This is a genomic window from Microbacterium invictum, assembly GCF_034421375.1.
GTDB classification, from domain to species: Bacteria; Actinomycetota; Actinomycetes; order Actinomycetales; family Microbacteriaceae; genus Microbacterium; species Microbacterium invictum_A.
The window spans coordinates 216,693-230,160 of the sequence record NZ_CP139779.1; the positions used below are offsets into that span (position 1 = coordinate 216,693).

9 protein-coding genes are annotated in these 13,468 nt (G+C 70.7%); 6 read left to right on the forward strand and 3 right to left on the reverse strand.

What is annotated here, in order from left to right:
• Positions 1-95: 95 nt before the first annotated feature.
• Positions 96-3,680 (forward strand): S8 family serine peptidase, encoded by a 3,585-nt coding sequence (locus T9R20_RS01115; protein ID WP_322410730.1) that lies wholly within the window; start codon positions 96-98, stop codon positions 3,678-3,680.
• Positions 3,681-3,754: 74 nt separating this feature from the next.
• Here T9R20_RS01115 and T9R20_RS01120 read toward each other — a convergent pair whose 3' ends face one another.
• Positions 3,755-4,816 carry a pirin family protein gene (locus T9R20_RS01120; RefSeq protein ID WP_322410731.1) on the reverse strand — a complete coding sequence of 354 codons (1,062 nt, stop codon included), beginning with the start codon at positions 4,814-4,816 and terminating at the stop codon, positions 3,755-3,757.
• Positions 4,813-5,133: a GNAT family N-acetyltransferase gene (locus tag T9R20_RS01125; RefSeq protein ID WP_322410732.1), complete on the reverse strand. Its 321-nt coding sequence runs from the start codon at positions 5,131-5,133 to the stop codon at positions 4,813-4,815. The genes T9R20_RS01120 and T9R20_RS01125 overlap by 4 nt, the downstream gene beginning before the upstream one ends.
• A 110-nt stretch (positions 5,134-5,243) precedes the next feature.
• On the opposite strand from T9R20_RS01125, the gene T9R20_RS01130 reads away from it, so the two are divergent.
• Positions 5,244-7,805 carry a DEAD/DEAH box helicase gene (locus tag T9R20_RS01130; protein WP_322410733.1) on the forward strand — a complete coding sequence of 854 codons (2,562 nt, stop codon included), beginning with the start codon at positions 5,244-5,246 and terminating at the stop codon, positions 7,803-7,805.
• 11 nt (positions 7,806-7,816) lie between these two features.
• Here the strand turns inward: T9R20_RS01130 and T9R20_RS01135 are convergent, their stop codons facing one another.
• Positions 7,817-8,338, reverse strand: coding sequence for a DUF4262 domain-containing protein (locus T9R20_RS01135; RefSeq protein ID WP_322410734.1), 522 nt, complete (start codon positions 8,336-8,338; stop codon positions 7,817-7,819).
• A 197-nt stretch (positions 8,339-8,535) separates the two neighbouring features.
• Between T9R20_RS01135 and T9R20_RS01140 the strand changes: the two genes are divergently transcribed.
• From T9R20_RS01140 to T9R20_RS01155, 4 genes are all read left to right on the forward strand, one after another.
• Entirely contained in the window at positions 8,536-9,072 is a 537-nt protein-coding gene (locus T9R20_RS01140) for a DUF1697 domain-containing protein (protein ID WP_322410735.1), read from the forward strand.
• Between the two features lie 34 nt (positions 9,073-9,106).
• The gene (gene recQ / locus T9R20_RS01145) at positions 9,107-11,116 is read left to right on the forward strand and encodes a DNA helicase RecQ (protein WP_416182923.1); all 2,010 of its coding nucleotides are present in this window, start codon (positions 9,107-9,109) and stop codon (positions 11,114-11,116) included.
• A 107-nt stretch (positions 11,117-11,223) separates the two neighbouring features.
• Positions 11,224-12,891 carry a formate--tetrahydrofolate ligase gene (locus tag T9R20_RS01150; RefSeq protein ID WP_322410737.1) on the forward strand — a complete coding sequence of 556 codons (1,668 nt, stop codon included), beginning with the start codon at positions 11,224-11,226 and terminating at the stop codon, positions 12,889-12,891.
• Positions 12,892-12,959: 68 nt separating this feature from the next.
• Positions 12,960-13,385, forward strand: coding sequence for a YdeI/OmpD-associated family protein (locus tag T9R20_RS01155; protein WP_322410738.1), 426 nt, complete (start codon positions 12,960-12,962; stop codon positions 13,383-13,385).
• Positions 13,386-13,468: the final 83 nt, after the last annotated feature.

The following is a 13,468-nucleotide window of genomic DNA, read 5'->3' on the forward strand; positions in this document are numbered from 1 at the left end:
TCTCTGAGTTTCCCCTGTGAGTTACGTTAGCCCGACGTGCGCGCCGATGACGCCGCGCACGCCTCGCTCTACACCATCCTCGTTGGGAGCCTTCTATGGGTCGATCCTCCGTGCGAGCAGCCGCGGTCGTCACACTCGCCGCCCTGTTCACCGGGTCCGCAGCAACCGGCGCCTATGCCGCGACACCCGTGGAGGAGGTGACACCCCCCACTCCCATCGATTCCCCCACCGGCTCGTACATCGTGCTGCTCGAGGAAGAGCCGGTCGCGACCTACGAAGGCGGCGAGGCGGGCCTCGCGCCCACCAAGCCGGGCGACGGCGAGAAGCTCGACACGCAGTCGCAGGCGGTCGAGGAGTATTCGACCTTCCTCTCCGAACGACAGCAGGATGTCGCTGCCGAGACCGGCGTCGACCCCGCGGCCACCTACCAGCTGACCCTCAACGGCTTCAGCGCGAAGATGTCGCCCGAGCAGGCCGCCAAGGTCGCCGGGACGGACGGTGTCATCGGCGTGTACCCCGACGAGATCCGCCACCCCGACGCGGTTCCCTCCACCGAATTCCTCGGGCTCGAGGGCGCCGGCGGCGTGTGGGAGCAGGTCGGCGGTGTGGATGCCGCGGGTGAGGGTGTCGTCGTCGGTGTCATCGACACCGGTATCGCGCCCGAGAACCCCTCGTTCGCCGGTGACCCGCTGGGCACGACGCCGGGCACGGGTGAGCCCTACCTCGAGGGCAACGAGGTCGTCTTCGACAAGGCGGACGGCACGCAGTTCCGCGCGGAGCGCGTGACCGGCGAGGCGTGGGACGAGTCGGCGTACTCCACCAAGCTGATCGGCGCGCGGTACTTCGGCGACGGCGCCGCCGCCGCCGGCTTCACCTTCGAGGCCGACTACCTCTCGCCCCGCGACAACGACGGGCACGGCTCGCACACCGCCGGCACCGCCGCGGGCAACGACCAGGTCGCCGCGTCGATCGAGGGTATCGACCTCGGCGCGATCTCGGGTGTCGCCCCGGCCGCGAAGGTCTCGGCCTACAAGGCCTGCTGGGCGGGCCCCGACCCGCTCGTCACCGAGGACGACATCTGCGCCCTGAGCGACCTGCTCGACGCGATCGACACCGCGGTGGCCGACGGCGTCGACGTCATCAACTACTCGATCGGTGGCGGTGCAGCATCCTCCACCTGGCAGCCGGACGACATCTCGTTCTTCAACGCGGCCATCGCGGGTGTCTTCGTGTCGGTCAGCGCCGGCAACAGCGGCCCCGACGCCTCGACCGCCGACCACGCCTCGCCCTGGTACGCCACCGTCGCCGCGTCGACGATCCCGACCTGGGAGGGCAGCGTCCAACTGCCGAACGGCTTCCTCGAAGCCGGTGCGTCGGTCACCGTGCAGGAGGGTGAGGAGGTCACCGGTCCGGTCGTCTACGCCGGCGACATCCCCGCCGCCGGCGCGAACGCCGCCGATGCCGCACTGTGCTTCCTGGACACCGTCGATCCCGCGCAGGCCGCGGGCAAGATCGTCGTCTGCGACCGCGGCGTGAACGCGCGCGTGGAGAAGTCGCAGGAGGTCGCCGCCGCCGGCGGAACCGGGATGATCCTCGTGAACGTCACCCCCGGGTCGCTCGACAACGACTTCCACTCGGTTCCGACCGTGCACCTGGATGCCGCTGCGCGCCCCGCGCTGCTGGACTACGTCCAGAACACCGTCGACCCCACGGCGACCCTTATCGGCGGCAACATCACCGGCAACGAGACCCCGGTGCCGCAGGTGGCGGGCTTCTCGAGCCGCGGCCCGATGCTCGCCGACGGCAGTGATGTGCTGAAGCCCGACATCGCCGCACCCGGTGTGGCGATCCTCGCCGCGGTGCAGAACGACGCCGACGGCAACCCCGCGTACGGTGTGCTCTCGGGCACCTCGATGGCGGCGCCGCACATCGCCGGGCTCGGAGCGCTCTATCTCGGTGAGAACCCGCTGGCCACGCCCGACGAGGTCAAGTCGGCGATGATGACCACCGCCTACGACACCGTGAACGCCGACGGGACGGCGAACACCGACCCGTTCGCGCAGGGCGCCGGCCAGGTCGATGCGCGACGCTTCCTCGACCCGGGTCTGCTGTACCTCAACGGCCCGGCCGACTGGGCGGCGTTCGTGGAGGGCGTGGGCAACTTCGACTTCGAGGGCGTCGAGCCCATCGACGGCAGCGACCTGAACCTCGCCTCGATCGCGATCGGCACGCTCTCGAGCGAGCAGACCGTGACCCGCACCCTCACCGCGACGCGCCCCGGCACGTACACGGTGGAGGCCTCGATCCCGGGCGTGAACGTCTCGGTCGAGCCGTCGACCCTCACCTTCGGGGCAGCCGGCGAGAGCCAGTCGTTCTCGGTGACGATCTCGAACGCCACGGCTCCGGTCGAGCAGTGGGCGACGGGCTTCCTCACCTGGACCGGTGGCGACGGCACCACGGTGCGCTCGCCGCTCGCGGTGCAGCCCGTGACGGCGGATGCTCCGGCGACCGCGTCGGGCCAGGGGATCACCGGCAGCACCGACGTGACCATCACGCCCGGCGTGACCGGCGACCTCGCGCTGAACCTCTCGGGCCTCGCCCCGGTGACCCTGCTCACCGACCCGGCGAACCCCGTCGAGGGCCACACCGGAAACGAGAACTCCGGTGACGAGAACGGCGACATCGCGTGGATCGTCGACGTGGCCGAGGGCGCGACGCTCGCGCAGTGGAAGCTGGACTCGTCGGATGACGAGGGCAGCGACCTCGACCTGTTCATCTACCGCGTGGTGGCCCCGGATGACCTCCGCTACTACGAGTCGTGGACGTCGGCGACGGCATCGGCTGACGAGCAGGTGAGCCTGGACGACCCCGAGGCGGGGACGTACCTGGTCATCGCGAACATGTACTCGATCACGCAGCCCCTCACGTGGGACCTCACGTCGGCGGTCGTCACCCCGGGTGGCGCGGGCTCGTTCACCGCGACGCCGAACCCGCTGCCCGTGCAGCAGGGCGTGCCCGCGACCTACAACGTCTCGTGGTCGGGCCTGGAGCCGGGCACGCGCTACCTCGGCGTCGTCGGCTACGGCGACTCGGCGGTGCGGACCGTCGTCGAGGTCGACCCGGGCGCTGCGGCTCCGGTCGCGGTCGAGGCGCCGTCAATCAGCGGGACCCCGAAGGTCGGGCGCACCCTGACCGCCGACCCCGGCACGTGGGACCCGGCCGAAGTCACGGTCGCCTACCAGTGGCTGCGCAACGGCGAGCCGATCGAGGGGGCGACCTCCGACCGGTACCGCGTGACCCGTGACGACCAGGGCGCCGCCCTGTCGGTGCGTGTCACCGCCACCGCGGAGGGGAACATCAACCCCGGTGTCGCGACGAGCGCCGAGGTGTTCGTCAAGGTGGCATCCGACACGCGGGTGACCCTCAACCGCTACGTGGCCTCGAGCTCGCAGGAGTTCGTCGCCACCGTCACGGTCTCGGCCCGGAACGGCGTCGTGCCCGAGGGCGAGGTGACCCTCTTCGTGGATGCGAAGAAGTACACCGGCACCCTCGTGAACGGCCAGGTCGCCTTCCCGCTGCCGAAGCAGAGCCGCGGCGTGCACGTGGTGGTCGCGCAGTACGGCGGCAGCTCCACCGTTGAGGCATCGACGGGACTCTCCGGGTTCCTCGTGCTCCGCTGACACGGCGGACGAAGGCGCTGCCAACGCCAGCGGCGTCCGGGCTTCGGCTCGGGCGCCGCCGGCGTGTCTGTGACCTAGACCCGGCGGCGCCGGCGCGTGAGGCGCACAGCCGGAAGCGGCGGAGCCGGGATCCATTCGTCGCCGTGGTCGATCACCCGACCGAAGCGCTCTTCGCGGGCCTGCCAGGCCTCGCGCGCCTCGACGATCTCTTCGTGGGATCGGCCGACGAAGTTCCACCACATGACGATCTCGTCCTCGAACGGCTCGCCGCCGAGGAGGAAGACGGAAGCGTCATCCGTGCTCGACAGCTCCACCTCGTTCCGGTGGGTTCCGAGATACAGCAGGTGGCGGTTGTCGATGGATGCCGCGGCGCGCGCGTCTCGGGATGCCGCGGCGCGGCCGTCCGCCTCATCGGCGGCGTCGAGCACGTCGACCACGTCGACCACTCCGGTCAGGCCGAGGAGCGCGTGCTCCCAGTCCTGCCGCAGCGGCACGCGGACCCGCGACCCGGCGGGGATGCGGATCTCGGCGCCGACGATAGGCGTGAAGGCGCTGGCCGGCGACGTCACGCCGCCGAGGCTCCCCATCACGACGGTCGCCTCGCCGTCGGCGCCGGCCGTCGCCGCCAGGCGGAGGGTGGGCAGCGACTCGTGCCGCTCGAAGTCGGGGGCGCCGTTCCGGCGTGAGTCGGGGAGGGCGACCCACAGCTGGAGGGCGTCGAGCGCGGTCGGACCATTGCCGAGGGAGTACTCCGAGTGCGAGATGCCCGCGCCGCTCGTCATGAGGTTCAGCGCGCCGCGGCGCACCACGACGTCGCTGCCGACCGAATCGCGATGGCGCACCTCACCGACGAGGGGCCAGGTGACCGTCTGCAGTCCGATGTGCGGGTGGGGCTCGACCCGCATCGTGGTCTCTTGCGGACCGAACCGATCCAGGAAGCACCACGCGCCGACGAGCGGCAGGTCGCGCTGGGGGAGGGCGCGGTAGACCTCCATCCCCCGCACGCCGCCGAGCGGCACCTCCCGCGCCTCGAGCAGCAGAGCCCGAGGTCCGTCGCACTCGACGGCCGCGGAGAGTTCCGCCGAGGCGTCCAGTCCTCCGGCCGTCCCTTGCACCGGTGCGTCGAGGCGGGTCATGGCCGGGGTTCCGGCCAGTCGACCCGGAGGCCCTCGACGTCGTGCTTGCCGAGCCAACGGGCGACGAACGGGCAACGGGGCACGACCGTGACACCGCGCGCCGCGACATCCGCCATCGCCTGTCCGACGAGGGTGCCGCCCAGCCCGCGCCCGGCGAACGCCTCGTCGATCTCGGTGTGGATGAACAGCTCCCGGCCGCGGGAGTCGGTGATGAACTGCGAGAAGCCGCCTAGCTCGTCGCCGACGTGGATCTCGTAGCGGCCGGCGTCGTCGTTGCGGGTGACGGTGATGTCGTCGGTGTCGGTCTCGTCGCTCACGGGCGTCCTTCCGTTGTGGATCCCAACCTAAGCCGCCCCGACGGCATTCCGCGAGGACGCCGCCGGGCCGCGAGGCGCCATCCGGTGCGTGGATCAGGCAGACTCGCTGGATGCCCCTCTCGCTGCTCGACGCCGTCCCGCCCGGGGCCGATGCGGATGCCGCGTACGCGGGGTTCGCCTCGTGGGCGGCCGATCGCGGTCTGACCCTGTACCCCGCTCAGGACGAAGCGGTGATCGAGCTGGTGTCGGGTGCCCACGTCATCCTGTCGACGCCGACGGGCACGGGGAAATCGCTCGTCGCCGTCGCCGCCCACGCGATCGCGCTCGCCCGCGGGGGCCGCACCTACTACACCGCGCCCATCAAGGCGCTGGTGAGCGAGAAGTTCTTCGCGCTGGTCGAGATCTTCGGCGCCGAGAGAGTCGGTATGGTCACGGGCGACTCGTCGGTGAATCCCGACGCCCCGATCGTGTGCTGCACGGCCGAGATTCTGGCAAATCTCGCCCTGCGACAGGGCGCGGACGCGGCGGTCGATCAGGTCGTCATGGACGAGTTCCACTACTACGGCGACTCCGACCGGGGTTGGGCATGGCAGGTGCCCCTGCTCCTCCTGCCGAGGACGCAGTTCGTCCTGATGTCGGCGACGCTCGGCGACACCTCCGACATCGCGGCCGATCTTCGCCGGCGGACCGGCCGTGAGGTCGCCGAGATCACCGGGGTCGATCGGCCGGTCCCCCTCGATTACGCCTACTCCCGCTCGCCAGCGCACGAGATCGTCGAGGAGCTGCTGTCGGATCAGAAGGCGCCCATCTACATCGTCCACTTCTCGCAGGCCGCGGCGATGGAGCGGGCGCAGGCGCTGTCGAGCGTGCGGATCGTCTCGCGGGAGCGTCGCGACGAGATCGCAGAGGCGATCGGCGGATTCCGTTTCACCACCGGCTTCGGAAAGACGCTTTCGCGCCTCGTGCGCGCCGGGATCGGCGTGCACCACGCCGGGATGCTGCCGCGATACCGGCGCCTGGTCGAGACCCTCGCGCAGCGCGGGCTGCTGCGCGTCATCTGCGGCACCGACACCCTCGGCGTCGGGATCAACGTGCCGATCCGCACGGTGGTGCTGACGGCGCTCACCAAGTACGACGGGCAGCGGATGCGGCACCTCACGGCCCGCGAGTTCCACCAGATCGCAGGTCGCGCGGGTCGGGCCGGCTTCGATACCGCCGGCACGGTCGTGGTGATGGCGCCCGAGCACGAGATCGAGAATGCGGCGGCCATGGCCAAGGCCGGGTCCGACCCGAAGAAGCAGCGGAAAGTCGTCCGCAAGAAGGCTCCGCAGGGGTTCGTGAACTGGGGCGAGGCGTCGTTCGAGCGGCTGGTCGCGGCCGAACCCGAACCCCTTGTCCCCCATCTTCAGCTGACCGCGGCGATGCTCATCAACGTCATCGCCCGAGGCGGCGATGTGTTCGCGCATGTGCGCAGCCTCGTCTTCGACAACCACGAGCCGCGCCCGCGGCAGCTCGCCCTCGCGCGTCGCGCGCTGGCGATCTTCCGCACCCTCGTCGTGGCCGGTGTCGTGGAGGTGGAACGGCCGAGCGGCGACATCCGGCTCACCGTGGACCTGCAGCCGAACTTCGCCTTGAATCAGCCGCTGTCGCCGTTCGCGCTGGCGGCGATCGAGGTGCTCGACCCCTCGGTGGAGCGCGGTCGGGGGTCGGGCGCGAATGCGACCGACGTCGACCGCGACGAGGCGGCGGGCACGGCGGGGACCGGCCATTACGCCCTTGACGTCGTCAGCGTGATCGAGGCCACCCTCGACGATCCGCGGCCGATCCTCTCGCAGCAGGAGTTCCGCGCCCGCGGTGAAGCCGTGGCGGCGATGAAGCGGCAGGGAATGGAGTACGACGACCGGATGGCGGCCCTCGAGGAGATCACCTACCCCAAGCCGCTCGCCGAACTGCTGGAGCAGACGTTCGAGGTGTTCGCCTCCAGTCAGCCGTGGGTGCGGGATTTCGCGCTGTCGCCGAAATCGGTCGTGCGCGACATGTTCGAGCGCGCCCTCTCGTTCGCCGAATTCGTGTCCTTCTACCAGCTCGGGCGGAGCGAAGGTCTTGTGCTCCGCTATCTCAGCGATGCGTATCGGGCGATCCGTCAGACGGTGCCTGCCGAAGCCCGGACCCCGGATCTTCTCGACCTCATCGAATGGCTCGGTGAGCTGGTGCGCCAGGTCGATTCGAGCCTCGTCGACGAGTGGGAGGCGCTGATCAACCCCGTGGTCGATCCTCAGGCGCCGGTCGTTCCACCCGCTCCGCCGTCCATCCTGACCAACCGCCGCGCGTTCGGGGTGCTGGTGCGCAACGAGCTGTTCCGTCGTGTCCAGCTGGCCGCGCTGCAGCGCGACGACGAGCTCGTCGCGCTCGACCCCGATGTCGACTGGCCGACCGTGCTCGATGACTACTTCGACGAGCATGACGAGATCCTCACCGGGGGGTCGGCCCGCTCGTCGGCGCTCATCGCGATCGACGAGACCGCCGCGGCCGAGGGGCGATGGACGGTCGAGCAGACGATCGACGATCCGGCCGGCAACCACGACTGGCGCATCCGTGCCGAGGTCGACCTCGCGGCATCCGTCGCCGAGGGCACCGCGGTCGTTCGAGTCACCGAGGTCGTGCGCCTCTGAACCACCAGGGCTCACGCGCGCCAGGCCCCCGGACGCGGCTGCATCTCCGCGGTGTTCGCGTAGCCCTCTTCCCACGGGAACCTTCCGCCACGGTCGTCGTACGTCAGCTGCAGGAGCGGCACGGAGAAGACGTCGGGGCGTTGGTAGTGCCGGTTGGCGCCGAACGCGATCTCTGCGGGATTGGGAATGGTCTCGACGGTCACCCGGTGCGCCCATGCGTCGCCGAAGGTCAGCAGCATCCCCGGAAGCAGACGCTCCCCATCTCTGATGCGCCCGGCGAGCTCGTTGAGGACCGCCTGGGCCGTGGCCGGCTTCACATTGACGATCGCGAGCTCGGGGTGCCCGATCCCGAACAGACCTGTCGTATAGGCGAAGGCAGGGCCCTCGCCCGTTCCCTCGCACGAGCAGCCCGGTGCTCCGCAGGCTCCGCCGACGTAGGTGATGTGCACTCCGTACCGACGGATCATGTCCGCGACGTGCGCGTCCTCTCGGTCGAGCCACGCCGAAATCGCAAGCGGTGATTCTTCGAACATGCATTCCTCCATGGATGTGATCGATTAACGAATATGTGTTCGACACTAGGGCGGGGATCCGACATCGTCGAGGGTGCGGGGCGCGAGGGCGATCACTGTGACGCACGTGGTCGTGTTCTTGCGACGCGACCGACCATCTTCGCCACCTCGATCAGATCGAACGACCCCATACGGGCGGCATCGGGTACAACGAGAGGGTGCCCACGTACCTCGCTTTCCTTCGCGCCGTCAACCTCGGCGCGAAGCGCGTGTTCCCGAAGGACGACATCCGCCGCGTGGTGGAGAGCGTGGGCTTCACCGGGGTCGAGACGTACATCAACACGGGCAACGTCCGCTTCAGCACCTCGATGCGCTCTCGTGCGCGCATCGAATCCGCCCTTGAAGCAGCCTTCGCCGCCGACCGGGGCTTCGAGGTTCCGACGATCGTGTTCTCGCAGGAGGAGTTCCGCCGCGTGGCAGAGGATGTCGCGGAGCTCTCCGCCGCCCATCCGGGGCTCGCGCGCCACTACGTCTACCTGCTGAAAGAGCCCCCGGCGCACGATGAGCGGGCGACCATCGAGGCGACCTCCGGAACCGAGGGTCGGATGGTGGTGCGCGGGCGGGCGGCCCACGCGCTCCTCCGCCCCGGCTATCAGGAGGGAAGGGTCGACCCGCTCGCCGCCGCGAAGCTGTTGGGCGTCGCGACCAACCGCACGCACACCGTCGTCACGGCCCTCGCCGAGCGGTGGTGTTGACAGACGGAACGCGGTGTCGGCGCCACCGCGTAGCATGGCCGCCGTGGCGCACGTGAATCGACCCCCCCTCGACGACGCGCCGCCGTTCGACCTCACTTCCCCCGACCTCCCGCCGCCTGACGACGACTGGTACCCGCCCGAGGACGCCTGGCTCCCCCCGGATGATGCGCCGCCGCCTGATGGTGCGCCGCCCCGGCCGACGGCCGCGCCGCCCGCCGCCCGCCGCGACTTCACCGGCACCGACCCTCGGATGGTGCTGAAGGAGGTCTACGGCTACGACGCGTTCCGCGGCGATCAGGCCGCCGTGGTGGAGCACGTCATCGCCGGCGGCGACGCCGTGGTGCTCATGCCGACCGGGGCGGGGAAGAGCGTCACCTACCAGGTTCCCGCCCTCGTCCGTCCTGGCACGGGGCTGGTGATCTCTCCCCTCATCGCCCTCATGCACGACCAGGTCGACGCACTCGTGGCCAACGGCGTGCGGGCGGCGTATCTCAACTCCACGCAGTCCCCGCCCGAGCGGTCGGCCACCGAGCGCGCCTACCTCGCGGGCGAGATCGACCTGCTCTACGTCGCGCCCGAGCGGCTGTCGCACGCCGCGACCACCGCGCTCCTGCAGCGCGGCCGGCTGAGCGTGATCGCCGTCGACGAGGCGCACTGCGTGTCGCAGTGGGGACACGACTTCCGGCCCGACTACCTCGCCCTCGGAGATCTCGCCGAGCGCTTCCCGGGCGTCCCGCGCCTCGCGCTCACCGCCACCGCTACCCGCGAGACCCATCGCGAGCTCACCGAGCGCCTTCGCCTCCCCGATGCCCGTCACTTCGTCGCGAGCTTCGACCGTCCCAACATCCAGTACCGCATCGAGCCGAAGGTCGAGCCGCGCAAGCAGCTGGTCTCGTTCATCCGCGCTCAGCCCGAGGGGTCGGCGGGCATCGTCTACGCCCTCAGCCGCAAGACCGTCGAGCAGACCGCCGAGTACCTCCGGGCCCAGCGCATCGACGCGCTGCCGTACCACGCAGGCCTCCCGGCCGAGATGCGCGCCGCCCACCAGGCCCGGTTCCTCCGCGACGACGGAGTAGTGATGGTGGCCACCATCGCGTTCGGCATGGGAATCGACAAGCCTGACGTGCGGTTCGTCGCGCACATCGACCTGCCCAAGTCGGTCGAGGGGTACTACCAGGAGACCGGGCGTGCCGGACGCGACGGCGAGCCGAGCATCGCATGGATGGCCTACGGGCTGGGCGATGTGGTCCAGCAGCGCCGCCTGATCGACGCCTCCCCGGGTGACCGCGTGTTCAAGACCCGCCTGGGCCAGCACCTGGACGCGATGCTCGCGCTGTGCGAGACGGTCGGATGCCGCCGGCAGAACCTCCTCGCCTACTTCGGCCAGCCCTCCGACCCCTGCGGCAACTGCGACACCTGCCTCGAGCCCCCCGAGACATGGGAGGGCACGGTCGCCGCGCAGAAGCTGCTGTCCACGATCGTGCGACTGCAGCGCGAGCGCAACCAGTCGTTCGGCGCCGGACAGCTCATCGACATCCTCCGCGGCAACAGCACCGAGCGTGTGCGGCAGCAGCGGCACGACCAGCTCGCCACCTTCGGGATCGGCGCGGACCTCTCCGAGCAGGATTGGCGCAGCGTCATCCGGCAGCTCCTCGCGCGTGGCATCCTCGTCGCCCGCGGCGAGTACGGCACGCTCGCCCTTGGCGAGGCGGCGCCCGACGTGCTCCGCGGCGACAGCGCGGTGCCGCTGCGCCGCGACGTGCTCGGGCGGTCGGGCGGCGGCGGTCGGGTCCGAAAGGCGGCGGCGAGCGAGACGCTGGATGACGGCGACAAGCCGCTGTTCGAGGCGCTCCGCGCCTGGCGCGCGTCCGTGGCGCGAGAACAGGGTGTGCCCGCATACATCGTCTTCGGCGATGCGACACTCCGCGCGCTCGCCGAGCGCCGACCCGAGAGCGCGGCCGACCTGGAAGGCATCCCCGGAATCGGGGCGAAGAAGCGCGAGGCGTACGGCGAGGCCGTTCTCGACGTGGTCCGGGCCGGCTGAGTCCGCGTCCCCTAGGCTCCTGGCAGGGGCGACGAGGCCCCTCGAATCATCGGGCGACGAGGCCCGTCGAGACATCGGGCGACGAGGCCCGGGAGGTCCACCCAGCCATGAGCAACATCGACATCGCCCAGGCGGCGCAGCTCGAATCCATCGGGGTGATCGCCGACGCGCTCGGCATCCCCGCCGATGCCCTCGAACCCTACGGCCGGTACAAGGCCAAGGTGGCGCTGAAGTTCGCCCACAGCATCCGGGATCGCCCGCGCGGCCATCTCGTTCTGGTCACCGCCGTCTCCCCGACGCCTGCGGGCGAGGGGAAGACCACCACGACCGTCGGCCTCGGCGACGCCCTGAACCGCATCGGCGCGCGCGCCGCGATCTGCCTACGGGAACCGGCCCTCGGCCCCGTGTTCGGGATGAAGGGCGGGGCGGCAGGCGGTGGGTACGCCCAGGTGGTGCCGATGGAGGACATCAACCTGCACTTCACGGGGGACTTCGCCGCGATCGGCGTGGCCACGAACCTGCTCGCGGCCCTCATCGACAACCACATCCACCACGGCAACGCGCTCGGCATCGACGTCCGCCGCGTCACCTGGCGGCGAGTTCTCGACGTCAACGACCGCGCCCTGCGCGATGTCGTCACGGGCCTCGGCGGCCCCGGGAACGGCTATCCCCGCGAGAGCGGCTTCGACATCGTCGTGGCGAGCGAGGTGATGGCGATCTTCTGCCTCGCCACCGATCTCGCCGACCTGAAGACGCGCCTCGGCGAGATCGTGATCGGCTACACGCGCGAGCGGCAGCCGGTGCGCGCCCGCGACCTCGATGCCCACGGGGCCATGGCGGCGCTCCTGCGCGACGCGCTGGCACCCAACCTCGTCCAGACGCTCGAGCACACCCCGGCCTTCGTCCACGGCGGGCCGTTCGCGAACATCGCGCACGGGTGCAACTCGTACCTCGCCACCGAGACGGCGCTGCACCTCGCGGATTACGTCGTCACCGAGGCGGGCTTCGGCTCCGACCTCGGTGCCGAGAAGTTCGTCGACATCCTCTGCCGTTCCACCGGGCTGCAGCCTTCGGCCGCTGTCATCGTCGCCACCGTGCGCGCGATGAAGTATCACGGCGGCGTCGAGGTCGCAGACCTCCCGAGGGAGGATGTCGCGGCGCTCCGCCGCGGCGCGGTCAACCTGCGACGCCACATCGAGATCGTGCACGGCGTGCTCGGTCTCCCGGTCGTCGTGGCGATCAACCACCGTGCCGAGGACACGGACGCAGAGGTCGCCGCGCTCCAAGAGGAGGCGGCGGCCGCCGGGGTCACCGCGATCGTCGCCCGGCACTTCGCCGAGGGCGGTCGAGGCGCCGAGGAGCTCGCCCACGAGGTCGTGCGCCTGTGCGACGAGCCGGCGGAGGCGGCGCTGACGTATCCCGACGACGCGACGCTGTGGGAGAAGATGCGCGCCATCGCCACACGCATCTACGGAGCATCCGATGTCACTGCCTCCAGCGCCGTGCGGGCGCAGATCCGTCGCCTGCAGGACGAGGGATACGGCGGATACCCGGTGTGCGTGGCGAAGACCCAGTACTCCTTCTCGACCGACCCGCGCCTGCGCGGCGCCCCGACCGGTCACGTCGTCGACATCCGCGAGGTGCGCCTGGCCGCCGGCGCCCGCTTCGTCGTGATGATCTGCGGCGACATCATGACGATGCCGGGCCTGCCGGCCGTACCCGCCGCGAACACCATCGACGTCACCGACGACGGGCGGATCATGGGCCTCTTCTGACCCGGGCTCTTCTGACCCTGGCTCGTCTGACCCTGGCCCTTTGAGGGCGTGCCTGGCACACTGGGCCGGTGCGATTCACGACGACACTTCGGCGCTTCGGGAACAACACCGGCATCGAGGTGCCGCCGGAGGTCATCGAGGCGCTCGGCGGAGGGAAGCGGCCCGCCGTGAGCGTGCGGATCGGTGATTTCGCGTTCACCAGCACCGTCGGGGTCATGCAGGGGCTCACACTCATTCCCTTCAGCGCCGAGCGGCGGGCGCAGAGCGGGCTGTCGGGCGGAGAAGAGATCACGGTCGACCTCGAGCTCGACAGTGCGCCGCGGACAGCGGTCGTCCCCGACGACCTCCGGGCGGCGCTCGACTCCGCGGGCAAGACCGACGCCTTCGCCCGGCTCTCGCCAAGCGCGCGGCGCGCGCACGTGACGCAGGTGGAGGGGGCGAAGGCCGCCGAGACGCGGGCGCGCCGGATCGCCGCCATCGTCGACCGCCTCTAGATCGCGCCGTCGCGCCCGGCTCCTCGACGCTGTTCACAACCGCGGGGATGCGGCGGCGACACGCCGGTCGAGACGTCGACGGT

Excerpts from the sequence above, each read along its gene's own strand:
- recQ (WP_416182923.1), top strand. The coding sequence starts at position 9,107 with ATGGCCGCCGTGGCGCACGTGAATCGACCCCCCCTCGACGACGCGCCG.
- T9R20_RS01120 (WP_322410731.1), bottom strand. The coding sequence starts at position 4,816 with ATGACCCGCCTCGACGCACCGGTGCAAGGGACGGCCGGAGGACTGGAC.
- T9R20_RS01135 (WP_322410734.1), bottom strand. The coding sequence starts at position 8,338 with ATGTTCGAAGAATCACCGCTTGCGATTTCGGCGTGGCTCGACCGAGAG.
- T9R20_RS01130 (WP_322410733.1), top strand. The coding sequence starts at position 5,244 with ATGCCCCTCTCGCTGCTCGACGCCGTCCCGCCCGGGGCCGATGCGGAT.
- T9R20_RS01115 (WP_322410730.1), top strand. The coding sequence starts at position 96 with ATGGGTCGATCCTCCGTGCGAGCAGCCGCGGTCGTCACACTCGCCGCC.
- T9R20_RS01150 (WP_322410737.1), top strand. The coding sequence starts at position 11,224 with ATGAGCAACATCGACATCGCCCAGGCGGCGCAGCTCGAATCCATCGGG.